At 68.9% G+C, this 26149-nt stretch carries 19 protein-coding genes and 1 pseudogene; 8 read left to right on the top strand and 12 right to left on the bottom strand.

Translation table 11 applies throughout. The features are described 5' to 3' along the window. Nucleotides 1–73: 73 nt before the first annotated feature. The 3 genes from tal to rpiA all read right to left on the bottom strand — a co-directional run bounded on the left by tal (nucleotide 74) and on the right by rpiA (nucleotide 4145). Nucleotides 74–1198: a transaldolase gene (tal, locus tag VFQ64_RS07365; protein WP_325102649.1), complete on the bottom strand. Its 1125-nt coding sequence runs from the start codon at nucleotides 1196–1198 to the stop codon at nucleotides 74–76. A 131-nt stretch (nucleotides 1199–1329) separates the two neighbouring features. Beyond that, nucleotides 1330–3420 carry a transketolase gene (gene tkt / locus VFQ64_RS07360; protein WP_325102648.1) on the bottom strand — a complete coding sequence of 697 codons (2091 nt, stop codon included), beginning with the start codon at nucleotides 3418–3420 and terminating at the stop codon, nucleotides 1330–1332. 53 nt (nucleotides 3421–3473) lie between these two features. Beyond that, complete coding sequence (gene rpiA / locus VFQ64_RS07355; protein ID WP_325102647.1) at nucleotides 3474–4145, bottom strand: ribose-5-phosphate isomerase RpiA; 672 nt, start codon at nucleotides 4143–4145, stop codon at nucleotides 3474–3476. A 151-nt stretch (nucleotides 4146–4296) separates the two neighbouring features. On the opposite strand from rpiA, the gene VFQ64_RS07350 reads away from it, so the two are divergent. From VFQ64_RS07350 to VFQ64_RS07320, 7 genes are read left to right on the top strand one after another with little or no spacing between them, the layout of a single operon-like run. Then, complete coding sequence (locus VFQ64_RS07350; RefSeq protein WP_414712890.1) at nucleotides 4297–5535, top strand: efflux RND transporter periplasmic adaptor subunit; 1239 nt, start codon at nucleotides 4297–4299, stop codon at nucleotides 5533–5535. A 10-nt stretch (nucleotides 5536–5545) separates the two neighbouring features. Continuing rightward, nucleotides 5546–8746 carry an efflux RND transporter permease subunit gene (locus VFQ64_RS07345; RefSeq protein WP_325102646.1) on the top strand — a complete coding sequence of 1067 codons (3201 nt, stop codon included), beginning with the start codon at nucleotides 5546–5548 and terminating at the stop codon, nucleotides 8744–8746. Then, nucleotides 8743–10188 (top strand): efflux transporter outer membrane subunit, encoded by a 1446-nt coding sequence (locus tag VFQ64_RS07340; RefSeq protein WP_325102645.1) that lies wholly within the window; start codon nucleotides 8743–8745, stop codon nucleotides 10186–10188. Before VFQ64_RS07345 ends, VFQ64_RS07340 begins: the two co-directional genes overlap by 4 nt. 32 nt (nucleotides 10189–10220) lie before the next feature. Beyond that, nucleotides 10221–10574, top strand: coding sequence for a hypothetical protein (locus tag VFQ64_RS07335; protein ID WP_325102644.1), 354 nt, complete (start codon nucleotides 10221–10223; stop codon nucleotides 10572–10574). A 7-nt stretch (nucleotides 10575–10581) separates the two neighbouring features. After that, nucleotides 10582–11667, top strand: coding sequence for an alpha/beta fold hydrolase (locus tag VFQ64_RS07330; RefSeq protein ID WP_325102643.1), 1086 nt, complete (start codon nucleotides 10582–10584; stop codon nucleotides 11665–11667). After that, entirely contained in the window at nucleotides 11664–12206 is a 543-nt protein-coding gene (locus VFQ64_RS07325) for a GNAT family N-acetyltransferase (RefSeq protein ID WP_325102642.1), read from the top strand. Before VFQ64_RS07330 ends, VFQ64_RS07325 begins: the two co-directional genes overlap by 4 nt. 52 nt (nucleotides 12207–12258) lie before the next feature. Next, entirely contained in the window at nucleotides 12259–13065 is an 807-nt protein-coding gene (locus tag VFQ64_RS07320; protein WP_325102641.1) for an alpha/beta hydrolase, read from the top strand. A 41-nt stretch (nucleotides 13066–13106) separates the two neighbouring features. On the opposite strand, the gene VFQ64_RS07315 is transcribed toward VFQ64_RS07320, so the two are convergent. Then, nucleotides 13107–13601 carry a phasin family protein gene (locus tag VFQ64_RS07315; RefSeq protein WP_325102640.1) on the bottom strand — a complete coding sequence of 165 codons (495 nt, stop codon included), beginning with the start codon at nucleotides 13599–13601 and terminating at the stop codon, nucleotides 13107–13109. Further along, nucleotides 13594–15102 carry a wax ester/triacylglycerol synthase family O-acyltransferase gene (locus VFQ64_RS07310; protein WP_325102639.1) on the bottom strand — a complete coding sequence of 503 codons (1509 nt, stop codon included), beginning with the start codon at nucleotides 15100–15102 and terminating at the stop codon, nucleotides 13594–13596. Before VFQ64_RS07310 ends, VFQ64_RS07315 begins: the two co-directional genes overlap by 8 nt. Nucleotides 15103–15277: 175 nt before the next feature. Here VFQ64_RS07310 and VFQ64_RS07305 point away from each other — a divergent pair, with 175 nt between their 5' ends. Continuing rightward, entirely contained in the window at nucleotides 15278–16036 is a 759-nt protein-coding gene (locus tag VFQ64_RS07305) for a hypothetical protein (RefSeq protein ID WP_325102638.1), read from the top strand. Between the two features lie 36 nt (nucleotides 16037–16072). Here the strand turns inward: VFQ64_RS07305 and VFQ64_RS07300 are convergent, their stop codons facing one another. The 7 genes and pseudogenes from VFQ64_RS07300 to VFQ64_RS07270 form a co-directional block, all read right to left on the bottom strand. Beyond that, a complete protein-coding gene (locus VFQ64_RS07300; protein WP_325102637.1) occupies nucleotides 16073–16309 on the bottom strand; it encodes a prolyl oligopeptidase family serine peptidase in 237 nt (78 codons plus the stop codon). A gap of 40 nt (nucleotides 16310–16349) precedes the next feature. After that, nucleotides 16350–18239 (bottom strand): annotated as a pseudogene (locus tag VFQ64_RS07295) (prolyl oligopeptidase family serine peptidase); the annotation flags it as partial. Nucleotides 18240–18264: 25 nt separating this feature from the next. Continuing rightward, on the bottom strand, nucleotides 18265–21444 hold the full coding sequence (locus VFQ64_RS07290; protein WP_325102636.1) for a bifunctional cytochrome P450/NADPH--P450 reductase: 3180 nt from the start codon (nucleotides 21442–21444) through the stop codon (nucleotides 18265–18267). Between the two features lie 50 nt (nucleotides 21445–21494). Next, nucleotides 21495–23033, bottom strand: a complete 1539-nt coding sequence (locus VFQ64_RS07285) for a DHA2 family efflux MFS transporter permease subunit (RefSeq protein WP_325102635.1) — start codon at nucleotides 23031–23033, stop codon at nucleotides 21495–21497. Beyond that, nucleotides 23030–24169 (bottom strand): efflux RND transporter periplasmic adaptor subunit, encoded by a 1140-nt coding sequence (locus tag VFQ64_RS07280; protein ID WP_325102634.1) that lies wholly within the window; start codon nucleotides 24167–24169, stop codon nucleotides 23030–23032. The genes VFQ64_RS07285 and VFQ64_RS07280 overlap by 4 nt, the downstream gene beginning before the upstream one ends. Continuing rightward, nucleotides 24166–25554 (bottom strand): efflux transporter outer membrane subunit, encoded by a 1389-nt coding sequence (locus VFQ64_RS07275; RefSeq protein ID WP_325102633.1) that lies wholly within the window; start codon nucleotides 25552–25554, stop codon nucleotides 24166–24168. Before VFQ64_RS07275 ends, VFQ64_RS07280 begins: the two co-directional genes overlap by 4 nt. Beyond that, complete coding sequence (locus VFQ64_RS07270) at nucleotides 25551–26006, bottom strand: MarR family transcriptional regulator (protein ID WP_325102632.1); 456 nt, start codon at nucleotides 26004–26006, stop codon at nucleotides 25551–25553. Before VFQ64_RS07270 ends, VFQ64_RS07275 begins: the two co-directional genes overlap by 4 nt. Nucleotides 26007–26149 lie beyond the last annotated feature (143 nt).

Here is a 26149-nt window from a genome sequence, read left to right as displayed (position 1 = left end):
TGCGCGCCGTCGGCCATCGCTCCGACGACCGTCATCGCCCACGACCCTGAGACGAGCTCAGAGAGACCGCAGTCTAGAGCGGGGCGGGCTGCTTCTTGGCGATCGCGCCGAGCAGGTCGTCGAAGGCCTTGGCGAATGACGCGACCCCCTCCTGGACCAGCCCGTCGGTGACGCCGTCGAGGTTGAGCCCCAGCCGCTCCGCTTCGGCTAGAACGTGGCGCGCGTCGTCGACACCCTGCGTCAGCGTCTGCGCGACAGTGCCCGTCTGGCGGAACGCGTCCATCGTCTTGGGCGGCATGGTGTTGACCGTGTCGGGCCCGATCAGCGTGTCGACGTACAGCGTATCGGGATACGCCGGGTCCTTGACCCCGGTTGAGGCCCACAACAGCCGCTGCGGCCGTGCGCCCTTCGCCGCCAGCGCCTGCCAGCGCTCGGACGAGACGAACTCCCGATACCAGGCATAAGCGAGCTTCGCGTTGGCGATCGCGACCTTGCCACGCAGCGCCTTCAGCGCCTCCGCCTCCGCATCGCCAGCCGCAACCTGGTCGTCGATCCGCTTGTCGATCACCGCGTCGATCCGGCTGACGAAGAAGCTCGCCACCGACGCCAGCCGGTCGATCGGCTGCCCCTGTCGCACCCGCTCCTCCAGTCCGGTCGCATAGGCTTCCGCGACCCGCTGATACGCCGCCTGCGAGAACAGCAGCGTCACGTTGACGTTGATTCCGGCGGCGATCGTCGCCGCGATGGCAGGGCCACCGGCGAGCGTACCGGGGATCTTGATCATCAGATTGGGCTTGTCGACGGCGCGCCACAGCTTCTGTGCCTCGGCGATCGTCGCGTCGGTATCGTCGGCGATATAGGGCGACACCTCCAGGCTGACATAGCCGTCCGCGCCGCCCAGCCGGTCATAGACCGGGCGCAGCGTGTCGGCCGCCGCCTTGATGTCCTCGATCGCCTGCGCTTCGTAGCGGTCGATCGTCGCGGCGCCCGGGCTGGCGGCATCGAACTTGGCCAAACTGGCGTCATAGGCGTCGCCATAGCCCATGGCCTTTTCGAAGATCGACGGGTTGGACGTCACACCGGTGAGGCCGTCCTCCTCGACCAGCTTGCCCAGCCCCCCAGCGGCGAGGAACTTACGGTCGACGAAGTCCAGCCACACCGCGGTCCCCGCCGCGCTGAGATCACCAAGCTTGCTCATAAGCTGCGTCCTCTATTCCGTTCGTGGTGAGGAGAGGCTGAGCGAAGCCGAAGGCTCGTCTCGAACCACATCGTCCTTCGAGACGCCACTTCGACAAGCTCAGTGGCTCCTCAGGACGAACGGCAGGAACCTTATTCATCCGCCGCTTCCGCGATCAACTGCTTCGCCTTCGCCACGATGTTGTCGACGGTGAAGCCGTATTTGTCCTGCAATTTGGCGATCGGGGCGGACGCACCGAAGGTGGACATGGTGATCGTGTCGCCTGCCGTGCCGACATAGCGGTCCCAGCCCATCTCCCCCGCCATCTCCACCGCCAGGCGCGGCTTGACCGGCGGCGGCAGCACGGCATTGCGGTATTCCTGATCCTGCAGCTCGAACCGATACCAGCTCGGCAGTGACACGACGCGGCTGCGCACGCCCTCCGCCGTAAGCCGCTCATGCGCCTGCACCACCATCGACAGTTCGCTGCCGGTGGCGATCAGAATGACCTGCGGGTCGTCACTGTCCGCCAGCACATAGCCGCCCTTCACCACCCCCTCGGCGGACGCATACTTGCCGCGATCGAGCGTCGGCAGCGCCTGGCGGGAGAAGATCAGCGCGGTCGGGTGATCGGCATCCATCACCGCCGCCTTCCACGCCCAGGCGACCTCGTTGGCGTCGCCCGGCCGGATCGTGTCGAGGCCTGGGATCGCGCGCAGCGTCGCCAGATGCTCGATCGGCTGATGCGTCGGCCCGTCCTCGCCGACCCCGATGGAATCATGCGTGAATACCCAGATCGCGCCCACTTCCATGATCGCCGCCAGCCGCACCGGCGCGCGCATGTAATCGAGGAAGACGAGGAAGGTAGAGCCGTAGGAGCGCAAGTGCGACAGCGCCATGCCGTTCACCACCGCGCCCATGCCATGCTCGCGGACGCCGAAATGGAAGTTCTGGCCGCCATAATTGCCGGATTCGAACGACGCCTTGCCCTTGATGTCCGTCTTGGTCGACGGCGCCAGATCGGCCGAACCGCCGAGCAGCCAAGGCACTCTGCCCGCGATCGCGTTCAACACCTTGCCGCCCGAATCACGGCTGGCGAGACCCTTCTCGTCCGCCGGGAATTCCGGCACGTCCGCATCCCAGCCGTCGGGCAGCTTGTCACGCAAGAGCAGGTCGAGCTCGCCCGCCAGTTCCGGGAATTCAACGCGATAGCGATCGAAGCTCACGACCCATTCCTCCCGCAGACGCCCGCCGCGCCCGGCGACCGCATCGCGGAATTCTTCACGCACGCCATCCGGGACGAAGAACGGCTCCTGACCGGGCCAGCCATAGGCCTGCTTCGTCGCGGTGATCGCGTCGGCGCCCAGCGGCTCGCCATGCGCCTTCTCGCTGCCGGCCTTGGGGCTGCCCCAGCCGATCACCGAGCGTACGACGATGAAGGTCGGCTTGTCGGCGCACGCCCGGAACGCCTCCAGCGCCGCGGTCAGCGCCGCGGTGTCGTTGGCATCGTCGACATGGATAACCTGCCAGCCATAGGCCTCGAACCGTTTGCCCGTATCCTCGATGAAGGCGAGGTCGGTATCGCCCTCGATCGAGATCGAGTTGCTGTCGTAGATCCAGCAAAGGTTGGAGAGCTTCAGATGCCCCGCCAGCGACGCCGCCTCGCTGGCCACGCCCTCCATCATGTCACCGTCGCCGGCGATGACGTACACGTCGTGATCGAACAGCGTGAAACCGGGCCGGTTGTACCGCGCCGCCAGCCAGCGCTCGGCGATCGCCATACCGACCGAGTTGCCGCAACCAGCCCCCAGCGGGCCGGTGGTCGTCTCGACGCCGGTGGTATGCCGATATTCGGGGTGGCCCGGCGTCTTCGACCCGAGCTGCCGGAACGCACGGATATCGTCGAGGCTCACCGCCTCGCGCCCCGACTTCTTGCCGTCCGCGTCGATCTCCTCGATCCCGGCCAGGTGGATCAGCGCGTAGAGCAGCATGGAGGCATGGCCGACCGACAGTACGAAGCGGTCGCGGTTGGGCCAGTCCGGGTTGGCCGGATCATAGCGCAGGAACTTGGTCCACACCGTATGCCCGACCGGCGCCAAGGCCATTGGCGTCCCCGGATGACCGGAATTTGCGGCCTGCACCGCGTCCATCGACAGGGTGCGGATGGTATCGATCTGCAACCGCTCAGGCGAGCCGTCCTCGTGCAGGCTGGGGTCCGCCGCGACGGTGGAGGCTTCGGCCATGTGTTTCCTCGCTCTAGAACCCGCCCAACGCGGCAAGGCAGTTGCGGGTTGCCCTAGCCGCCCCGTTCCACCCTCGCAACGACACCGTCCGTCGCGATATAGGCGGCGTCGACCTCATCAAGGAACAGCCCGTGACCGACCACGCCCGGGATCGCCTGCAGCACCGCCGCCAGCACACCCGGGTCCGACACCTGCGCATCGTGGCAATCGGCGACGACGTTGTCGTTATCCGTCCGATACGACCCCGCGTCGCGCAGCTCGACCCGGTCGAACAGCTCGACCAGCCGGCTGAGCACGAAGGCGCGGGCGAACGGCAGCACCTCGACCGGCAGCTTGGCCGCGCCCAGCCGCTCGACCTGTTTGGAGCCGTCCGCGATCACCACCATCCGCGTCGACGCAGCCGCGACCGCCTTTTCGCGCAGCATCGCCCCGCCCGCGCCCTTCACCGCGACCAACGCGCCGTCGATCTCGTCGGTGCCGTCGATCGTCAGGTCGACCCGGGCCACGTCGGCGAAGTCGAGCAGCGGGATATTCAGCCGCCTCGCCTGCTCGGCGCTGGCGACGGAGGTCGCGACCGCGGTCACCCGCAGCCCTTGCGCCACCCGCCGGCCGATCGCGTCGATCGCGAAAGCGGCGGTGGAGCCGGTGCCCAACCCCACCACCATGCCGTCGCGCACTTCCGCGACCGCGGCTTCCGCGGCGAGCTTCTTGTTGTCGAATGTCATGGCCAAGGAACCTAACATGCAACCGATGCTTTCGCAGCTGCACAATTTCGGCGCCGGAGCTATGGCAACAAGGCTGACCTTGGGGCAAGGGCGGAGCATCCGTGAAGAGAGCAGCAAGCGAGGCGATTTGAGCAAGGCACGCGCACGGATGATGGTCGGCCCGGCGGCGATGCTGTTGCTCACGTCCTGCGGCTCCGGGACCGAGCAGCCGGCGGGCGGACGCGGCGGGGCCGGTCAAGGCCCCCCCGAGGTCGGCTTTGTCGTCGTCCAACCAACCACCGCGCCGATCGTCGCGGAGCTATCGGGACGCACCAGCGCGTACGAGTCGTCGGATGTCCGCCCGCAGGTGTCGGGTATCATCCGCCGCCGCTATTTCACCGAGGGCGCGCTCGTGCGGCAGGGTCAGCCGCTCTACGAGGTCGACCCGTCGCTGTACCGGGCCGCCGTCGCGCAGGCGTCAGCGAACCTGTCGGCAGCCCAGGCCACCGCCCGGGCCGCGCAGACCCAGGCGGCACGGTTCGCGCCGCTGGCGCGGATCGAGGCGGTGTCGCAACAGGAATATACCAACGCGGTCGCCCAGGCGCGGCAGGGCAGCGCGCAGGTGGCGCAGAACCGCGCGGCGCTGGAGACCGCGCGGATCAACCTCAAATTCACCACGGTCCCGGCGCCCATATCCGGGCGCATCGGGCGATCCTTGTTCACGGTCGGCGCGCTGGTCTCTACCAGCCAGGCCGAGCCGCTCGCGCAGATCCAGCGGCTCGACCCGATCTTCGTCGACATCCAGCAGTCCGCTGCCGACCTGATCGCGCTCCGTCGTCAGATGGCGGCGAGCGGTGCCGCGCCCGCGCGCGCCGAGGTCCGCCTGACGCTGCCCGACGGCAGCGAATATCCGGCCGCAGGCACCGTCGAGTTCGCGGAAGCGGTGGTCGGGGCGGAGACGGGCACCGTGACCCTGCGCGCGCGCTTTCCCAACCGCGACGGGCTGTTGCTGCCCGGCCTGTTCGTCCGCGCCCGTTTCGCCCAGGCGATCGACAACAGCGTGTACCTCGTACCCCAGCCCGCCGTCAGCCGCGATCCGCGGGGCGGTGCGACGCTCTACGTCGTCGGACCGGGCAACCAAGCGCTGCGCCGAACGGTCAAGGCCGAACGCACACAAGGGCAATATTGGGTCGTGACGGAGGGTTTGCAGCCCGGCGACCGGGTGATCACTCAGGGGCTCGGCCGCCTTCAGCAAGCCGCCGCCCGGCGCGGTGGCAGCCGCAATGGCGCAGCCGCGAGCGCCGGCGGCGCAGCACCGGCCGCGCAGAGCGGCGGCGGCATCCCGGTGCGCCCGGTGCCGGCGAACGCGCCGCAGCGCGTCCAGGCGCCGCCGGCCGGCGGCGCGCGCTGAACCCCACGCCATGATCAGCCGCATCTTCATCGACCGCCCGATCTTTGCGTGGGTCATCGCGATCATCATCATGCTCGCCGGATTGGGAGCGATCCGGACGCTGCCGATCGCGCAATATCCCGACGTCGCGCCGCCGCAGGTGAACATCCGCGCCAATTTCCCCGGCGCGTCCGCCGACACGCTGGAGAGCAGCGTCACGCAGATCATCGAACAACAGCTGACCGGCATCGATGGACTGCTGTATTTCACCAGCTCATCCTCTTCGCGCGGCCAAGTCACGATCTCCGCCACCTTCGAGAAGGGCACCGATGCAGACATCGCGCAGGTGCAGGTGCAGAACCGCGTGCAGCAGGCGATCAGCCGCCTGCCCGCGCAGGTCCAGCAGCAGGGCCTGACCGTCACCAAGTCCAATCCGGACTTCCTGATGATCGTCGGCGTCTATGACGAGACCGATCGACGCACCAACGGCGACGTGTCGGACTACATGGTCTCGACGCTGCAGGATCCGATCGGGCGGATCGCGGGCGTCGGCGAGACCAACGTGTTCGGCTCGCAATATGCGATGCGCATTTGGCTCGACCCGGCGAAGCTCGCCAGTGTCCAGTTGATCCCAGGCGACGTGGTCACCGCGATCCAGGCCCAGAACACGGAGGTCGCGGCCGGCGAGATCGGCGGACAACCGCAACCCGACACGCAGATGCTGAACGCGACCGTGACAGCCCAGTCGCGGCTGCAGACCGCCGATCAGTTCCGCAACATCGTCCTGAAGACCCAGACCAACGGCGCGGTCGTGCGAGTGGGAGACATCGGCCGGGTCGAACTAGGGCAGGAGAATTACAACCCGCGCAACCGCATCAACGGTCATCCCGGCGCAGGTCTGGCGATCAACCTCGCGCCGGGCGCCGATGCGCTGAGGACGGCGGAGCTGGTCAAGGCGCATGTCGAGAATGCCGCGAAGAGCTTTCCGGCGGGCCTCAAGTTCAACTACGCCAACGACACCACCCAGTTCATCAAGCTGTCGATCGAGGAAGTCGTCAAGACGCTGATCGAAGCCATCGTGCTGGTCGTTATCGTGATGTTCGTGTTCCTGCAGAGCTGGCGCGCGACGCTTATCCCCACACTGGCGGTGCCGGTGGTGCTGCTCGGCACCTTCGCCGTGTTCGCGCTCGCGGGCTTCACTATCAACACGCTGACCCTGTTTGGCCTGGTGCTGGCGATCGGCCTGCTGGTCGACGATGCGATCGTGGTCGTCGAGAATGTCGAGCGGCTGCTCGACGAGAATCCCGAGATGACGCCGCGAGAGGCGACGATCCGGTCGATGGACGAGATCACGGTTGCGCTGATCGCGATCGCCCTGGTGCTGTCGGCGGTGTTCCTGCCGATGGCGTTTTTCGGCGGTTCCACCGGCGTCATCTATCGGCAGTTCTCGCTGACCATCATCTCCGCCATGATCCTGTCGGTGGTGGTGGCGCTGGTGCTCAGTCCCGCGCTCACCTCGCATCTGCTGAAGCGGCGCGACGAGCATGCCGAGGGCGGCCGGCTGGCGCGCCGGTTCCCACGGGCGATGGGCCTGATCGGCCGGGCGGGCGACTGGTTCAACCGCGGCTTCGAACGCGGTCTGGACCGGTATCTGGGCGGGGTCCGTGCGGTCGTCGATCGCAAGTGGATCGCCCTGCTGGTCTATGCCGCCATCGTCGCGGTGATGGCGGTGCTGTTCCTGCGGCTGCCCACCGGCTTCCTGCCGACCGAGGACCAGGGTGCCGCCAGCGTCCAGTTCCGCCTGCCCGCGGGTGCCACCCAGGGCCGGACCTATCAGGTCCAGGAGCAGGTGCAGGATTATTTCCTGCGTCAGGAAGCGAAGAACGTCTCCGTCATGTTCACCGTGTCCGGCGGCGGCGGCGGCGGCGCGGCCGGTCAGAACACCGGCCAGGGCTTCATCAACTTCGCACCGTGGGACGAGCGTAAGGGCGAGGAAAACGGCGCCGAGGCGATCACCCGGCGCGCCACTGCGGCCTTTCGCGGCTTGCGCGACGCGGAGGTGTTCGCGCTGGTGCCGGGCGCGATCCGTGGATTGGGCCAGACCAACGGCTTCACGATGGAGTTGCAGAACAGCGGCGGACTGTCGCGGGCGGAGTTCGCAGCCGCGCGTGACCGGCTGCTCGCCGCCGCCAATGCGGACCCGACGCTCGCCTCCGTACGTCTCTCGGAATTGCCAGATATCGCGACGCTGAAGCTGGATGTCGACCAGGCGGAGCTTGCGGCGCTGGGGCTGACCCAGAGCGACGTCAACAACACGCTATCGATCGCTTGGGGCGGGCGCTACGTCAACGATTTCGTCGACCGCGGCCGCGTCAAGCGCGTCTATGTGCAGGGCGACGCGCCGTTCCGCGCGACCCCGGAAAGCATCTCGCAGTGGTTCGTGCGCGGGGCCAATGGCCAGATGGCGCCCTTTTCCTCGTTCGCGCAGATTTCCTGGGCACAGGCGCCGACGACGCTGTCGCGCTTCTCTGGCATCCCGTCCTTTGAGTTCCAGGGGCAGCCGGCGCCGGGCTCGTCGTCGGGCGAGGCGATGGAGCGCATGGCACAGCTCGCCGCCGACCTGCCCGGCACCTCGGTCGCCTGGGCCGGCCTGTCCTATCAGGAGCGGCTGTCCGCCGGCCAGGCGCCCTTGCTCTATGCGCTCTCGCTGCTGGTCGTTTTCCTGTGCCTGGCCGCCCTGTACGAAAGCTGGTCGATCCCGCTCGCCGTCCTGCTCGTCATCCCGCTGGGGCTGATCGGCGCGATCCTGGCGGTGACGCTGCGCGGCCTTCAGAACGACGTGTACCTGCAGATCGGGCTGCTTACGACGATGGGTCTCGCCGCCAAGAACGCGATCCTGATGATCGAGTTCGCCGAACAGGCCGAACGCAAGGGCGCGCGCGTGATCGACGCCGCGCTGGAGGCGGCGCGGCTGCGGCTGCGGCCGATCCTGATGACCAGCCTCGCCTTCATCTTCGGCGTGTTGCCGCTCGCCATCTCGACCGGTGCCGGCGCCAACGCGCGGATCGCGATCGGCACGTCGGTGATCGGCGGGATGGTGACCGCGACCGTGCTGGCGGTATTCTATATCCCCTTCTTCTTCATCCTGGTCCGCCGTGGCGTGCGCGACGGCATCGCCAAGCTGCGCGGCAAACCGACCGGACATCAGGGCGCGAAGGCGGAGCCGGCATGAACCGGCCGGTCGTCGCCGCCATCGCGCTCGCCGCCCTGTCGGGCTGTTCGCTGGCGCCCAAATACGTCCAACCCGCGCTGCCCGTGCCCACATCATGGCCCGTCGGCGACGCCTATCTGCGCCAGTCGGAAGCGGCGCTGCCGTCCGTCACCTATGCGCAGGTATTCGCCGATCCGCGCCTGCAACAGCTCATCGCCCGCGCGCTCGTCAACAACCGCGATCTCCGCGTCGCGGTCGCCAACATCGAAGCAGCACGGGCGCAGTACCGGATCCAGCGCGCCGAACGGCTGCCGCGCGTCGACACCGGCGCGGACTATAGCCTGTCGCGGAGCGGCGGCGGCAACGCCAACACCACCGGCATCGGCGGCTCGGTCAGCAGCGGCGGCGGCACCAACAGCCGCTTCTCGGTCGATGTCGGCGTCACCGCGTTCGAGATCGACCTGTTCGGCCGCATTCGTTCGCTGACGGGCGCCGCGCTCGACCGCTATTTCGCGACCGAAGCCGCCGCGCGCGCAACCCGCCTGACGCTGGTCGGTGACATCGCCGATGCCTGGCTGCAGCTGGCGGCGGATCGTAGTCTGTTGCGGCTGGCGCAGCAGACGGTGACCGTCTCCGAGCAGAGCGTTCGCCTCACCCGCGCGCGGCTGCAGGGCGGTGTCAGCCCCCGCACCGACCTCGCCCAGGCCGAGCAGATCCTGGCGACCGCGCAGGCGGACGTGGCGGAACAGACCACCGCCGTCGCGCAAGATCGCAACGCACTGGAACTGCTCGTCGGCGCGCCGGTCGAGGCGCCGCTGCTGCCGATGAGCATCGACGAGGCCGCGCCCCGCATCGTCGCGCTGCCGGCGGGGGTCGACAGCAGCGTCCTGCTGCGCCGGCCCGACGTGGTCCAGGCCGAATATCAGCTCCGCGCCGCCAACGGCGATATCGGTGCGGCGCGGGCGGCACTGTTTCCGCGCCTGTCGCTGACTGGGGTGCTCGGTTTCGCTTCGAACGCGCTCACCTCGCTGTTCAGCGGCGGCGCGTTCAACTTCTCGGCAGGCCCGAGCATCGGCTACAACATCTTCTCCGCCGGCGCCGGCCGCGCCAACGTGGCCCTGACCCAGGCGCAGCGCGACGCCGCGCTCGCCACCTATGAACGATCCATCCAGATCGCCTTCCGGGAAACCGCGGACGCGCTCGCCCGCCAAGGCACGATCGAGGCCCAGATCGCCGCCAACCGCCGCTTCGTCGCCGCCGCCGCCGATACCCAGCGCCTGACTGAGGCACGCTATCGCGGCGGTATCGACACCTTCCTCGCCAGTCTCGACGCGCAGCGTTCGCTCTATGCCGCGCAACGCACGCTGGTGAGCACGGGCCTGGTCGGCGCGAGCAACCGGGTGGCGCTGTACCGTGCGCTCGGCGGCGACTCGACCTTGGCGGCGCTCTCCCCGACCCCTTGACGCGCCCCCATGCCGCGCCGATGCTGCGCAGCATGGCCACGGACCCGGGCGCCTTTTTCCGTACTATGCTTGGCGAATGGGAGAAGCTCGCCAACGGGGTCGGCGGCGACGTGCTCAAGACCGGCGAGTGGTCGCGTGTCATGCATGCCGGCCAAACCGCGCAGGTGGAGGCGCAGGCGGCGATGAACGGCATCACCGAGCGCGCGCTCGCCGCCGCCAACCTGCCCAGCCGCACCGAGTTCGCCGACCTCTCCGCCCGGATCGGCCGGATCGAGACGACGCTGGAGCGGATCGAGGCGCACCTGACCGGCACCGCCCTGCCCGCGCCGATCCGCCCCAAGCCGACGCGCGGTCGCAAGCCGCCCGCCCCGGCTGCCGGCGGCTAGGCGCGGCATGGCCACCGCCGCGGGCCTGCGCGCGCCCGAGCTCTTCAGCGCCGCCGCGACCGAGTTCGAGCGGGCGCTGCAACGCAATCTGAAGGGGCTGGAATACTTCACCACTGCCGGCCCGCAGCTCGGCGCCACGCCCAAGGATGTGCTGATTGAGCGCGGCACGATGCGGCTCTACCATTACCGCCCCCTGGTCGATGACGTGTACCGCGTGCCGATCCTGCTGGTGATGGCGACCACCAACCGCGGCTACATCTTCGACATGGTGCCGGGCCAAAGCCTGGTCGAGTATCTGCTCCGCGCCGGTTTTGACGTGTTCATGCTCGACTGGGAGGCGCCACGCGCCGACGAGAAGACGCTGACACTGGAAAGCTACGTCCTCGACTTCCTGCCCAGCGCGGTCGAGCGGGTGAGGCGCGAGACCGGCGAGCCCGATCTGACCGTGGTCGGCTATTGCTTCGGCGGCGTCCTGTCGCTGCTGTGGGCGGCGCTGGAGGGTTCACGCCAGGGCCTCGCCAACCTCGTCACTTTCACCACGCCGGTGGACTTCACCGCGATGGACATGTTCCAGAGCTGGTCCGACCGCCGCTTCTTCGATGTCGACCGGCTGGTCGACACGCTCGGCAACTGCCCTGGCGACTATCTCTACACCGCCTTCGATATGCTGAAACCGGGTGCCCGGATCGCGCAACAGATCAGGGTCGTCGACCAGCTCTATGACGAGCAGTTCGTGAAATCCTTTCGGATGTTCGATCGCTGGGCGAGCGATATCCTGCCCTTGGCCGGCGAGTATTTCAGGGAGACCACCAAGAAGCTGATGTGGGACAACCGGCTACTCCACGAGCGCATGGACGTAGGCGGGCGACCGGTCGAGCTCGGCGGCATCCAGGTGCCGTTCCTCCACGTCGCCGCGCAGCACGACCACATCGTGCCCACTGCCGCGTCGGCACCGCTGATCGGCATGATCGGCTCCGCCGACAAGGAAGAGGTCGTGTTGAAGGGCGGGCATGTCAGCCTCGTCGCGGGCGGCAACGCGATCAAGCGGCTGTGGCCGAAGCTCGTCGATTGGCTGGGACAGCGAAGCACATGAGCCACCTCATCCGCCGCTTCGACCCCGCTGACCGCGAACGGGTCGCGGCGTTCGCCCGGACGCTGCCGGAGCATGACCTGCTCTTCCTGGGTCGCGACCTCAACCACCCGCGCGTGATCGAGGCGTGGCTGGAGGCGATCGGCGACGGCTGGATCGACAGCCTGCTGGCGGTAGACCAGGACGCCGCAGAGCCTCGGGTGGCCGGCACGGCGGCGCTGGTGCGCGACCCGCTCGGCTGGAGCGCGCATGTCGGCGAGGTGCGGCTGCTGGTTAGTCCCGACCGTCGCGGCGCGGGCGTCGGCCGCGACCTGCTCGAGGCGATCTTCGCCATCGCGCGCGACCGCGGCCTCGCCAAGCTGACTGCGCGGATGACCCCGGACCAGAGCGGGTCGGTGGCATTGTTCGAGGGGCTGGGCTTCCGCGCGGAGGCGCTGCTCAAGGACCAGGTGCGTGGCCGTGACGGCCGCTCGCACGACCTCGCGATCCTGTCGTTCGACGCCGCCCGCCATGCCGCCCGCCAGCAGGCGTTCGGGGTGTGAGTGAACCAACCTCGCCGCCGACGGTTATGTTGCACTGCAAGGAGAACTTCCGATGGCGACCGCCGCCCTCAACATGACCCAACCCCGCCGCATCCAGCCGCCCTCGGCCCTGCTCGCGCTGACCGAGCTGCCCCGCGCTATTGCCGAGTGGGGCAGCATGGCCGTTTCGATGGGCACGCTGATCGCCACCGCTCCGCGCGGCGACGGCCACCCGGTGCTCGTGCTGCCCGGCTTCATGACCAGCGACACATCAACCCGCGTGCTGCGCCGGTTCCTGCGGACGCTGGGCTACGACGCGCATACCTGGAACCTCGGCCGCAATCTCGGCCCCCGTGCGATCGGGCAGCAGGGCGAGAAGCTCGTCGAGCGCCTGCGAGAGGTCCATGAAGCGACCGGTCAAAAGGTAAGCCTCGTCGGCTGGAGCCTCGGCGGCGTCATGGCCCGCCTGCTCGCCCGCCGCGCGCCGGACCATGTCCGCCAGGTCATCACCCTCGGCAGCCCCTTCAACGGCAGCCCGAAGTCGTCCAACGTCTGGCGGCTCTATGAGTATATGAGCGGCACCGCGGTTGACGGGCAGCATACCCAGGGCATGATCGCCGAGATCGCCGCGCCGCCCAGCGTCCCCTCCACCGCCATCTACACCAAGGGTGATGGCGTCGTCGCGTGGGAGACCTGCCAGGAGGTCGAGAGCGACACGGCCGAGAATATCGAGGTCCATGGCTCGCATTGCGGGCTGGGCGTCAACCCGGCGGTGCTCTATGCCGTCGCGGACCGGCTCGCACGCAAGCCGGGCGAACAGCGCCGCTTCGACCGCCGCGGTTTCAAGAGCTGGATGTACCCCGGCGCGGGCAACGCCTGAGCAACGGGCCACCCCGGCCGACCGCCGGGGTGGCCGATACCCTATTCGCCGCCGGTCCGCGGTCCGCCCGCACCGCTGCGCATCGCGCCCACTGCATCGCGGCCGAAACTGACGATCAGCTCGCCGATCTCGCGCGCCTGCGCCATGCTGCGCTGGCTCTGCTCGCGCAGATACTCGCCCTGGATGCGCATCACGTCGGACAGGTCCTTGGCCTCCGCCGCCTTGCGCATCGCCGCGAACGCCTCGGCGGTATTCTGCTCGGCCTGGTCGATCAGCTTGACGCCGATCTGCTGGTTGTTCTCGGCGATCTTCTGCCCGCCTTCGCGCATCGCCTGGCCGGCGCGCTGTGCCGGTTCCATCACGCGCTCCTGAAAGGCGGACTGCGCCTTTTGCCCTGCGTCGCGCATCCGGTCGGTCGCGCCCTTGGCAAAGTTCGCCGCCTGGTCGGCACCCGATTTCGCCTGATTGGCGGCGAAGTCGGCGTTCCTCTTCGCCTCGTCGGCAGCGGTGCCGGCGGCGTTGTCCGTGTCAGCCATTGCTCTTCCTCCTGCTGCCGACCTTATTGGCGGGCCTGTTGTCGTTGAGTTCAACCGGCGGCGACGGGCTGCGTTCCCCCGCATGGGCCTGTGCCGCCACCTTGAGCGCGCGGAAGGACTCGCGCAGGGCGTCGGCATAGCCCTGCGGATCGGGCAGCGCGTCGCGGCAGCCCGTAAAGGAGATCGCGACGGTCGGGCCATAGCTGTAGATGGTGTTGATCAGCCCCATGCCGTCGAACACCGGCCCGGTGCCGTACATCGCCACCATCCGCGCGCCGCCGAAATACAGCGGCACACGGCTGCCCGGCACGTTCGTCACCACGCAGTTGAACACCGGCGCATGCGCATTGGCGGCACCGACGCGGGTATAGAGCCGCGCCGCGATGCCGGCGAGCGCACTCGGCATCAGCTGGCTGTAATCGGTCAGCGTCCGCGCGCCGACTGCGTTGGTCATGGCTTTGGAATTGACCGCCTCGTCATGAACGAAGCGCAGCCGCTCCAGCGGGTCTTCCACCGTCGTGCCGAGCCCGACGACCATCGCGCTGACGAGGTTACCCAGCGCCGCCTTCTCGCCCTCGGCCCGCACGGAGATCGGCGCCATCGCGGTCAGCGTCTCCTTGGGCAGCTCGCTTTTGCCTAAAAGGTAGCTGCGCAACGCGCCGCCGACGACCGCCAGGATCACGTCGTTGACGGTCGCACCCGGCACCGCGTCCTTGATCTGGCGGATGTCGGCGAGCTTGAACGGCACCGCGTCCCAGGCGCGATGGGCGGAGACCTTGCCGTTGAACCGGGTCTTGGGCGCCGGGCGCGCGCTGCGTACGGACACGTCGCCCTTGCCGACCGAAGCTGCGAGCTTGCCCATGCCGGGCAGCGAGCGGCCGATCGTCTCCATGATCCGCATCGGCTGCACCAGCCCGTTGACATAGGATCGGGCGAGCAGATCGGCGACCTTGGGCATGTTGTCCGGTTGCCAGCCATCGGCCTTGTCGGGCGGCGTCATCTTCGCGTCCAGGTCGTGGACGGCCGCGGACATCTCCACCCCGCTCATCCCGTCGATCGCGGCATGGTGGACCTTCGATACCAGCGCGAAGCAGCCCGGCGGCAGGCCGTCGATATTGTCGAGGCCCTCGACGATGGTGAACTCCCACAGGGGCTTGGTCAGGTCCATCGGCCGCGCGTGGAGCCGGGCGACCTGGATGCACAGCTGGCGCCAGTCACCCGGCTTGGGCAGCGCGATGTGGCGGACGTGAAACTCGATGTCGAACTCCGGATCCTCGATCCAATAGGGATGATCGAGGTCGAACGGCACCCGCACCAGCCGCTGACGGAACGAGCGCGCGCCGGGCAGCCGCTGCTCGATGAAGCGCAGGATGTCCTTGAACCGAACGAACCCGCCCGGTGCCGTGGAGGGGTCATAGATGCCGACCGAGCCGATATGCATCGGCGTGTGCGGCGTCTCCAGATAGACGAAGGACGCGTCCTGCGCGGACAATTGCTGCATCGAAACTCTCCCGGGCGCGCTTCGGCGCGTGCTCTTGATCCATGCTGGACTGCGGCGGCGATTCCGGCAAGCGCGCGGCGTCGGTAGCGCGTACTGCAAAGGGACGGCAGGTGGGTACACGGCGCCGCGAAAAAACGCTGTCCTACAAGCCGCCTGTTGTGGCCTATCCTGTCGGATGAACAAGCAGCACAAGCGCCGGCAATCCCGGCAGTCCGTCGGCGCCCGGCCCGCCACGTCCTTCACCCCCGTCGAGGTCCGGCCGCGGCATGACGGCTGGACGCCCGCGCGCCAGGTCGCCGTCGTGCAGGCGTTGGCGGCGTGCGGATGCGTGGAAGAGGCGTGCGCGGCGGTCGGCATGTCGCCCCGGTCCTTTTACGATCTGCGGGCGCGTCCCGGAGCCGACAGCTTCCGCCAGGCGGTGGAGCTGGCGCTCGATGTCGGTGTCCAGCGACTCTCCGACGCGGTGATCGGCCGTGCAATCCATGGCGAGGTCACGCCGATCTTCTACAAGGGCGAGCAGATCGGCGAGAAACGCCGCTTCGACAATCAACTGGCCATGTTCGTTTTGCGTATTCGTGCGCCCGAACGCTACGGCAAATGGCGCGAGGCGGCGCAACAGCATCGCGACCACCCCGACGGCGCAGCGCAGATGCTCAAGCAAGCCGTGCGCCACCTGGCGGAGGATGCCGCCGCCGATGCGGTCGGCCGGCCCCGCCCGGCCCGGCCGCTGCTGAAGACGATGCGGCTGATGGACGACCCGCGCGAGATCGCCGAGCAGGAGCGTCTCGATGAGGAGAGCGATCGCGTGCGCGAAGCGGCCGACCAAGCGCGGCGCGATGCGGAGTGGGAGAGCTACCTGCAGAACCACAATACTCCGCCGTCCGTTCGCGCGCCGGACGATGATCCGGCCGCGGACGGGTCGCGCGGTTCGTGAAGTTCCGATCCGGATTGACCCGCCCGGCGGGCGAGATCAGCGGCGCGGCGGCACCGGTTGCCAGCCCGGCAGGCCCGCGCGCCAGAACAGGAAGGCGGCGATGTCCGCCTGCAGCGCGTCACCCTGCTTGCGCGTCGCACCGATGCCGTGGCCGCCCTCGCCCTCGACGCGCAGCAGCACCGGGTTGGGCGAGGGCAGCGCCTGCATCCGCGCCGCCGCCTTGGCCGGCTGCCAGCTGTCGACGCGGCTGTCGTTGAGGCCGGTGGTGAACATCACCGGCGGATAGGCCGTGCCCTCCTTCAGCGTGATCCATCGCCAGCAGGTTCTTGAAGCCGGTCGGCTCCTTGATGGTGCCGAACTCGACGGTGTTGACGGGGCCGTTCTGTTGGAACTCGGCGCGAATCGCGCTCGCCATCGGCACCTGGCTGATGACGCCCGCGAACAGCTCCGGCCGCTCGATCATCGCCCGGCCCATTGGGATGCCGCCCGCCGAGCCGCCGGTGATCACCAGCTGGTCCTTGGTCGTCCATCCTTGCGCGATGGCATGTTCGGCGCAGGCGATCAGGTCGCGCCAGGTGTTGAACTTCCTGTCGTCCTTGCCCCCCAGCCGCCATGCCTCGCCCAGCTCACCGCCGCCACGGACATGACAGGTCGCGACCGCCGCGCCGGCATCGACCAGCGCCAGCCGCCAGGGGCTGAACCCCGGCAGCTGCGAGATGCCGTACGAGCCATAGGCGTTGATCAGCAGCGGCCGTGGTCGCGGCGGACCGGCAGGCGCGACCACAGAAAAGGGCACCTGCACACCGTCCTTGGCAGTCGCGCGCAGGTCATGGACCGCGACGCGCGCGGCATCCACCACCGGACGCTGACCCGACCAGAGCTGGGTGAACCGCTTGGTCGCCGGATCGTAGCGATAATGGGTCGGCGGCGCGGTCCACCCCGCCATCAGCACGACGACACCCGGCCGCGTGGAGTCGGCCCACATCTGGCCGATCGTACCCTTGACCGGCAGCGGCACCTCTTCGGGCGCACCGCCGCCATGCGGCACCCGCAGCAGCTTGCCGTACACGCCCTCCAGCCCGCCGACATACAGCGCGTCGCCGGCGCCGGCGAGCATCTCCAGCACCCGGCCGGGCTTCGCCGGCACCACGGTGACGGCGGTCGCGGCGGTGCCGGCGGCGGCATCGAGGCGGCTGACCTTGAAGGTGGGCGCGTCCTTTTTGGTGAGCAGATAGACGCGATCGCCGATCACCGTGCCATAGGTGACGCGGTCGGCCTCACGCTCCGCGACCCGGCGCCAGCGCGCCTTGCCCTCCGCCGCCGCGGCGGCATCGGCCAGGTAGAAATCGGCTTCGTTGCGCACGCCTTCGGACACGATCAGCGCCGCCCAGCGCGAGCCGCGCTCGAAGCCGACGTAAGGCGCCTCGTCCGGGCGGAGCTTGACCGCCGCCGCGGCGACCGGCGCGCCGACCACGTCCACCGGTGTGCCCTTCATGTCCCAGATCACCGAGCGGCGGTTCAGGAAGGTGCCGGTGCGCGCCTCCCCGGGTTTGAGCACCTGCGACAGCGTCAGCGCCAGCTTGCCGTCGGGCGTAAACGACGGTCCGGCGAAGCGTGCATAGGGCAGCGGCCCCGCGACCGTGCGGCCGGAGGCGACGTCGACGACGGTCAGGTCCGCATTCTCGTTGCCGCCGGCGGAGATGCCGATCGCTACCAGCCGGCCATCGGGCGACGGCTCGTAGTAATTGATCGCGTGAGGCTTGCCCGTACGCGCGATCAGCCCGGCGACATCGACCAGCTTGCGCGGGGGCCCGGCGGCATCGCGGACCATCAGGTCGTACACGTCACCGCCCGCCGGCCGCTCCTGATAGAAGCTGCGCCCACCCGCCTCGCGATAGTCGAGGACATAGCCAAACGATCCGCTCAGCGCCGCCAGCTTGGCGGCATAGTCCGCGCGGGCCGGGATCGCGTCGAGCACCGACCGGGTATGGCTCCCTTGCGCCTTGATCCAGCCGATCGTCTCGGCGTCGGCCGTCTCCATGTAGCGATAGGGATCGACCAAGGTCGTACCGTGCAGCGTCTCGGTCACCGGCCTGACCGCCGCCACCGGCGGCTTGCCCGGCCAGTCGGCAGGCTTGACCCGCTCCTGCGCCACCGCGCCCGTCGCGACCGTGACGCCTGCGATCAACCACTTCCCCCGCATGACCTATCCCCCCGTGAGTGCCGCCCTACTTGCCGAATCCAAATACATCCTGATGGAAACACCCGGTCTCGATCAACCCCTCCAGCCACGCCGACCCTTGCGCATGGTCGCCGCCGACCTGCTGCATCCAGATGCTGATCAGTGTGTCGCGCACCGCCGGCGCCATGTGGCGGCCATCGCCGCACAGGAACACCTGCGCGCCCGCTTCGAGCGCCGCCCAGACGCGGCCCTGCTCGGCCCACAGCGCGTCCTGGACGAAGCGCCAGGGGTGTCCGGGTACGGCGGAAAAGGCGATGAATGGCTCGACCAGCCCGGCGTCGCGCCAGGCCTCCACCTCGTCGCGGCAGAACCAGTCATGGTCGGGGTGACGGCAGCCGAAGAACAGCAGCGCGGGCGCTCCGCCCCTGGCTTCCTGTTCCTGCAGGAAGCCACGCAGCGGCGCGAAGCCGGTGCCCGGGCCGATCAGGATCATCGGCACGGCGGGGTCGGCGGGCGGCTCAAAGGGCGGGTTGGGGCGGCGGACATAGCCGAAAATGCCCGCTCCCGGTGCGACCGACGCCATGTAGCCCGACGCAAAGCCGCGATGCTCGCCGAGCCCCGACCAGGCGGGCGCGACGGTGGTGCCGACGATCAGATCGACCGCGTGCGGAGACACCAGCGGGCTCGACGCGATCGAGTAGAAGCGCGGCGCGATCGGCGCGGACAGCTCGACCAGCTGGTCGAGCGACAGCTCCGCGGCCGGGAACCGGTCGAGCAGGTCGAGCAGCGTCAGCCGTTTGCCCGCGACCTCCTCGTCATAGGCCTCCGCAAGCGCCGCCAGCCGGCGCTGCGTGTCGGGGCAGCGGGTGGCGACCGTCTGCAACGCCCGGCGCGGCAGTGGGTCGGACAGCTCGATGAAATCGGACAGGAGCTGGCGCACCGTCACCGTCTGGCCGAGCGGCAGATGCCGGAAGCGGCCGCCCTGCCCGTCGACCCGGACCTGCGATGCGCCGTCCAGACCGAGCCGGTCGACCGCGCGCGCGACCAGGTCGGGGCGGTTGCGGGCATAAACGGCAATGTGGTCGCCGGCGCGATAGGTCTGCCCGTCCGGCAACGCGAGCCGGACGAACCGCGTCGAGGAACGCGGCGGCTCGACCGCGAAGTCCCACAGCCCCTCGGCGGGCCGCACCAGCTCCTCGTTCGCCAACACTGTCAGCCGCTGGGCGTGTTCCGGCAATGCTGCCGCGCGCGTGGCCGAGAGGTCGACCGGCGTGAGCGACAGCCCGCCGGCCTGGGCGACGCTCGGCTCCGCCGCGCCGAGCGCTCGCCAGAGGTCGCGGACGAAGCGGGTGACCGCGCCATCGAAATCGCCCTGTCCGTCCGCTTCGGCGCGGGGGATCAGGCGTTCGGCGCCGGCCGCCTCGATCGCGGTGTCGACGCGCTTGGGGAAGTGCTGGTAATTGGGCCATTGCGAGTTGCCGATGCCGAGCACGGCGAACTTCGCGCCCGACCAGTCGGCGCCCTCGAAGTGACCGGCGTCGAGCGCGCGTTCGACCTCCAGCGCGCTGTCGGGGGCGCGGCCGTTATAGGTGGCGGTGACCACCACGATCACCTTGTCGTCCGGTTCGGCGCCAGCGCGCAGGCTCTCGTCCATCGCGCGCACGACCACGTCGAAGCCATCGACGCGCGCGCGCTCGGCGATCTCCTCGGCGATCTCGCGCGCCGTGCCGAGACTGGAGCCGTAGAGCACGGCGAAGCTCTTGCCGGTGCCGGCCACCGCCGCAACCGGCGCGTCCGCCTGCACCGGCTGCACCGCGGCGACGCTCAACCGCTCATGCGCACCCCGCAAGCGGACGCGCATGTAGAAATTGTCCGGCTTGATCGACAGCGTCTCCTTGATGGTCAGCCGGTAGCCGTGCGGATCGCTGACCGCGTAGCGGCGGAGCAGCATCGCCATCGCGATCTTCGCCTCCACCATCGCGAACTGCCGACCGATGCAGGCCCGCTCGCCATTGCCGAACGGCTTGTAGGCATGCGGGTGATGCTTCGCCTCGTTCTCCGGCAGCCAGCGGTCGATGTCGAACTCGTCGGGGTCCGCCCAGACCTTCGGATTGCGGTGGAGGCCGGGCGAGAAGACGTTGACCGGGCGGTCCTTGCGAAACTGGAAGCCCGCGACCACCTCGTCCTGGAACGGTGCCAGGCTGAACGAGGGCGCGGTCGGCCACAGCCGCAGCGCTTCCTTCAGGATGCGCTCGATCACCTCCAGCTTCGCCACCTGCGCATAGTCGGGCAGCGTGTCGCTCGGCAGCACGCGATCGACTTCGGCATAGGCCTGCGCCAGGATCGCAGGATTGCGCAGTAAATAGCTGAACGCAAAGGTCAACATGCCGCTGGTCGTCTCGTGACCCGCGATCAGGAAGGTCAGCACCTGATAACGGATATTGAGGTCGTCGAGGCGCTCGCCGGTCTCCGGATCGACTGCGGTCAGCATCAGGTTGAGCAGGTCCTTGGCCGCAGCGTCCGGGTTGCGGCGACGTTCGGCGATGATGCCGTCGACCAGCGTGTTCATCTCCGCGATGGCGGCGTCGAACCGCGCCTGCGCCTTCTTCGCGAATGGCTTTTGGAACGGCATCCGCGTGATCGTGCTCATCGACTCGCTCAGCGCGTCGCCCAACGCCACCAGGAAGCTGTCAAGCTCGTCTTTTTCGAAGCTGTTGAACCGGTGCCCGAACCCCGCGATCGCGATCGAGTCGAGCGTCAGCCGCGTCATGTCGTCGGCGACCAGCACATCCCTGCCCCCTGGGGTGCCCGCCGCCCGCTCCCACTTGCCGACGAGCTGATCGCAGACCTCGACGATCAGGTCGAAATAACCCTTCATCGCGCGTTGCGAAAACGCGGGCAGCAGGATCCGGTGCGCCTTGCCCCAGTTCGGCTCCTCGCTGAAGGCGGTGAACAGTCCGTCGCCGGCAAAGCGGCGCACGACGCGCAGCCCGGGTCCAGGCATTTTGCGGAAGCGGGTCTCGTCGCTCAGTTCCGCCACCACGTCGGGATCGGTCACGAAGATGCCGACCCGGCTGCCGAACTTCAGCTGAAACACGCCGCCGGGGAAATCGCGCGATACCTTGAGCAGATGGCCGACCAGCCCGGATCGTGCGATCTGGTGGAGATGCCCGACCACCGGCAACCCCTTGGGCGCGGGAAAGCGGTCGGCTGCGGCGGTGGCCATGATAGGATCCTCTCAGTGCCACCTCACCATAGCCGCGGTGAGCCCGCAAGTTACTCGGCGGCGACAGCGGCCTTGGGTGAGGTCGGCCGCCGGGTCAGCCAGATGAGCACGACGCCACCGGCCGACAGCAGCGCGGACAGCCAGAACAGGTCCGTGGACGCAAGCAGATATGCCTGGCCGACCAGCTGTCGCGTGACGACAGCGGCGGCTTGGGCCTCGCTCAGGCCTAATCGCCCCAGCGCATCCATTGCTTGTCCCAGCGGGGCGCCGTCGCCGACATTCTCCGCAATGCGGCTCTGGTGCAACGCCTCGCGCCGGTCCCAGGCGGTGGTGACGAGCGACGCGGCGAAGGACGCAGCGATGATCCGCGTGAAACTGGACAGCCCGGTCGCCGACGGCATCCGTTCGGGCGGCACACCCTCAAGGCAGATCGTCACCATCGACAGGAAGAAGCAGCTCATTGCCACCCCTGCCACCAGCTGCGGCGCGATCAGGCTCCACACATCGGCCTGCGTGGTCAGCCCGGCGCGCATCCAATAGGAGATCGCGAAGCAGACAAACGCCACCGTGGCTAGCAGCCGCACGTCGATCTTCCCCGAAGCTCGTGCGACCAGCGGGGTCAGCACCACCGCCACCAGCCCAGCGGGTGCTGCTATCAGCCCGGCCCAGCTGGCGGTAAAGCCCAGCTGAGTTTGCAGCCACAACGGCATGAGCAGTATGTTCGCGAACAAAACCGCGTAACCGACCGAAAAGGCGATGTTTCCAAACGCGAAATTGCGGTTGCGGAAAAGGCTGAGATCGACGGCCGGGTTGCCGTCGGTCAGCTCCCAGATCACCCAGGCGACGAAGCCGATCGCCGCGACCAGCGCCAGCACGACAATGCGGGTCGAGTGGAACCAGTCGGCGTTCTTGCCGAGGTCGAGCATGATCTGCAGCGCGCCGACCCAGATCACCAGCAGCACCAGCCCGCCTGTGTCGATCGGCAGCTTCCGTGTCGGTGTCTCCCGGTTCTTCAGTCCGCTCCAGCAGACCGCCGCGCAGCCGAGCCCGACCGGCACGTTGATCAGGAAGATCCAGCTCCAATGCAGGTTGTCGGAGATGAACCCGCCCAGCATCGGTCCCATGATCGGCGCCACCAGCGTCGTCATCGACCACAGCCCCAGCGCGGTCGCCCGCTTCTCGGGCGGAAAGACGGAAATCATCAACGCCTGGCTGCCCGGCATCATCGGTCCCGACATCGCACCTTGCATGATCCGAAAGACGATCAGCGACTGCAGGCTCCAGGCGATGCCGCAGAGGAAGGACGCGACCGTGAACAGGAAAACCGACGTGCAGAACACGCGCACCACCCCGAACCGGCCCATCAGCCAGCCGGTCAGCGGCACGGAGATTCCCTGCGCGACCGCGAAGGCGGTGATGACCCAGGTCGACTCGTCCGACGCGACACCGAGACTGCCGGCGATCGTCGGCAGCGAGACGTTGGCGATGGTGGTGTCGAGCACCATCATGAAGGTGCCCAGCGCGAGCGCGAGAGCGATGATCGCCAGCTTCGCGCCGGTGAGCGGCGGCGGCACGAAGGACGGCGTCACCGGTTGCTCGCGATGATTTGCCGGATCCGTGCCTCAACCGCCGGCGCGCGCTGCTCGGTCGCGACCCCCTGATACGCGCGCGTCGCCGTGGCACCGAGGCGGGGCCCAGACCGATCGGCCGTGTCGACGGTGGCGTGCACCGACAGGCCGATGCGCAGCGGGTTGCGCCGGAGCTCGCCCGCGTCGAGCGCGATGCGGACGGGCACGCGCTGGACCACCTTGATCCAGTTGCCGCTCGCATTCTGCGGCGGCAGCAGGGCAAAAGCGCTGCCGCTGCCGGCGCCGACACCGATCACGCGGCCGTGAAAGACCAGATCGTCACCATACATGTCCGCCGTAACCGTCGCGCGCTGGCCGATGCGGAGATCCTTGAGCTGGGTTTCGCGAAAGTTGGCGTCCACCCACACCCGTTCGAGCGGCACCACCGACATCAGCGGGGTGCCCGCGGCGATCTGCTGCCCAAGCTGCACCGGCCGTAGCGCGACGGTGCCGTCGATCGGAGCCGTCACCCGCATGTGCCCCCTGACGATCGCCGCCTGACGCACGGCAGCGGCGGCGGCGAGCACCTGAGGATTGGAGCTCGCATCTGTGCCCTGCACCGCCGCCTGGCTCTGGCGTTGCTGCGCCTGCGCCAGCTGAAGCTGCGCGCGCGCGACCTTTATCTGATCGGCGGCATGCGCCAGTTCCTCGCCGGACACCGCGCCTTCTGCTGCCGCGCCGCGACGGCGCCGGAAATCAGCATTGGCGCGCTCCAGCTGCGCGCGGGCGAGCACGACCTGTGCCGTCGCGCCGCCGACCTCGGTGATCTGCGCCCGCGTCGCGCGCACCGCGCGGGCAAGTTCGGCTTCGGCCCGGGCCAAGGCGATGTCCGCCGACGCCGTGTCGAGGTCGATCAGCGGCTGCCCCGCCTTCACCACCTGCGTGGTGTCGGCGTGGATCGCCAGCACCACACCCGCCTCGCGCGCGGTCACCGTCACCACGTCGCCCGCGACATAAGCGTCGTCCGTATCCTCGTTTGGCGTACCGAGTGCAAATGCCATGACCGCCCAGGCCAGCGCCGCCAGCGCCACGATCCCGGCGAGGATCAGCAGCCCTCGCCTGCGCGCCCGGGGGCGGCCGGTCAAAGGATCGCTCATCGTCCCATCTCCCAGCCGCCGCCCAGCGCCACCAGCAGCTGGACGCGCGCGCGCGTGGCATCGGCGGCGAGATTGACCTGGGCGAGCTCGGCGTCGAGCAGCCGCGTGTCGGTTTCGACCACCCCGAGTTTCGACTCGAGGCCGGCGCGCACCCGGACCGCGTTGAGCCGCGCAGTCTCGGCCAATCCGCGCACGACCGCCCTGACATCGCGCTGCTGCTGCCCGAGGTTGCGGACGAGCGCGAGCGCGTCCGCCGCTTCGCGCACCGCGCCCACCACCGCCTCATTGTAGGTGGCGGTGGCCAGATCAACGCCGGCGGTGGCGCCCGCGAGATCGGCGCGTCGGCGGCCATTGTCGAACAGCGGCAGGCTGAGCGCGGGCCCTACCCCAAGCTGGGCGGCATCAAGCGACAATAGGTTACCGAGCCCGATCGCCTGCAAGCCGATCAGCGCGCCGAGATTGATGTTGGGAAACCAGGCGCGTCGGGCGAGCTTCCGACCCGCTTGCGCTGCCTCAATCCGCGCCAGGGCGGCCGCGACGTCGGCACGGCGGCCGAGCAGATCGGCCGGTAACTGGGCGGGAGGCTGCAGGCCGTTGTCGAGGCGCAGGGCGGCCGGCTCGATCGCCGCCGCACGGTCCGGCCCCCGTCCGGCCAGCGCCGCCAGTGCGTTGGCGGCCAGCGCCCGCCCGCCGGCGGCCCGGGTCAGCGCGGCTTGCGCCTCCGCTACCAAGGTGTCCGCGGCGGTCAACTCGACTTTGCTCGCCAGGTGGTTGCGCAGCTGCGCACGGATCAGCCGCGACGCTCCTTGCCGCGTCGCGATGGTACGACGCGCGATGGTCGCCTGCGCCTCGGCGCGTGCGAGATCGAGATAGGTCTGGGTGACCGCGCTCGCGATCGCCAGCCGCGCGGCGGCGAGGTCCAGACCCGCCGCTTTGGACGACGCCGAAGCCCCGTCGATCGCCAGCCGCTGCCGCCCGAATAGGTAGAGCGTATAGCCGAGATCGACGCCAACGGTGCCGACCGTCCGCACCGAGCCGCCAAATGGCGGCGCTACGGTGTAGCGGCCGGACAGCCGCGCCGCCTGCAGCTGCGTCTGCAGCGCCGCTTGGGGCCCATCCTCGGCACGACGTTGGCCCAGCACCGCCTGCGCCTGCGACAGCCGCGCGAGCGCCGCCGCCAGTCCCGGAGCGCCCGCTATTGCCTCATCTACCAGCCGGTCCAGCTGCGGGTCGCCGAAGCTCCGCCACCAGTCATGGTCGGCAACCGGGGTGGACGCCCCTGTCAGCCCGAGCGCCGCAGGCGCGATCGGCGCCACCTCCTGGCGCAACATGGGCGCGGCACAGCCGGCGAGCAGCACCATCAGCGCGACCGCCGCGCGCCTCACCGCCCCACCTGCTCCAACGTACCGCGCAGCCGCTGCAACGCCGCGATCGCGGCGACGATGTCCTGCTCCGGCCAGTCGCTCAGCCACTCGTTCCACGCGCGCACCACCAGCCGCCGGCACTTACGAGCCACCGCCTCGCCGGTTGGCGTCAGCTTGAGCGCGACCAGCCGGCGGTCGCCCTGCCCGCGCGCGCGCTCCACCCAGCCGCGCAGTTCCAGCTGGTCGATCAGCCGCGTCGTGGCGCCCTTGTCGTAACTGAGATCGCGGGCCAGCTTCGCCGATGTGGTGCCGCGGCCGAAATAGATCGAGATCAGCGCATGCCACTGCACGTTGGTCAAACCCTCGCGCGCGAAGAGCGGCTCCAGCCCGCCTTGCGCGAGTTGATGCACCCGCTTGGCCAGGTAGCCGACCGAGACGTCCGGCTGGAAATCGGCGTCGCAGTAGAAGCCCATGCCATTGCCTTGGCAATGGTTGCCCAGGCAGTCAACCTGGTTTCGATCCGCAACTCGTTTTTGCTGGCGGCACTATCGCCGACATCCGGTCGCATCGGCCTTAACAATTCGGCGAGGTTCGGATGCTAGATCGGCCAGTCAGA

It is taken from the genome of Sphingomonas sp., from assembly GCF_035714405.1.
Lineage (GTDB): Bacteria > Pseudomonadota > Alphaproteobacteria > Sphingomonadales > Sphingomonadaceae > Sphingomonas.
The sequence above is the reverse complement of the archived record's forward strand: the minus strand, read 5'-3'. Positions and strand labels throughout refer to the sequence as shown.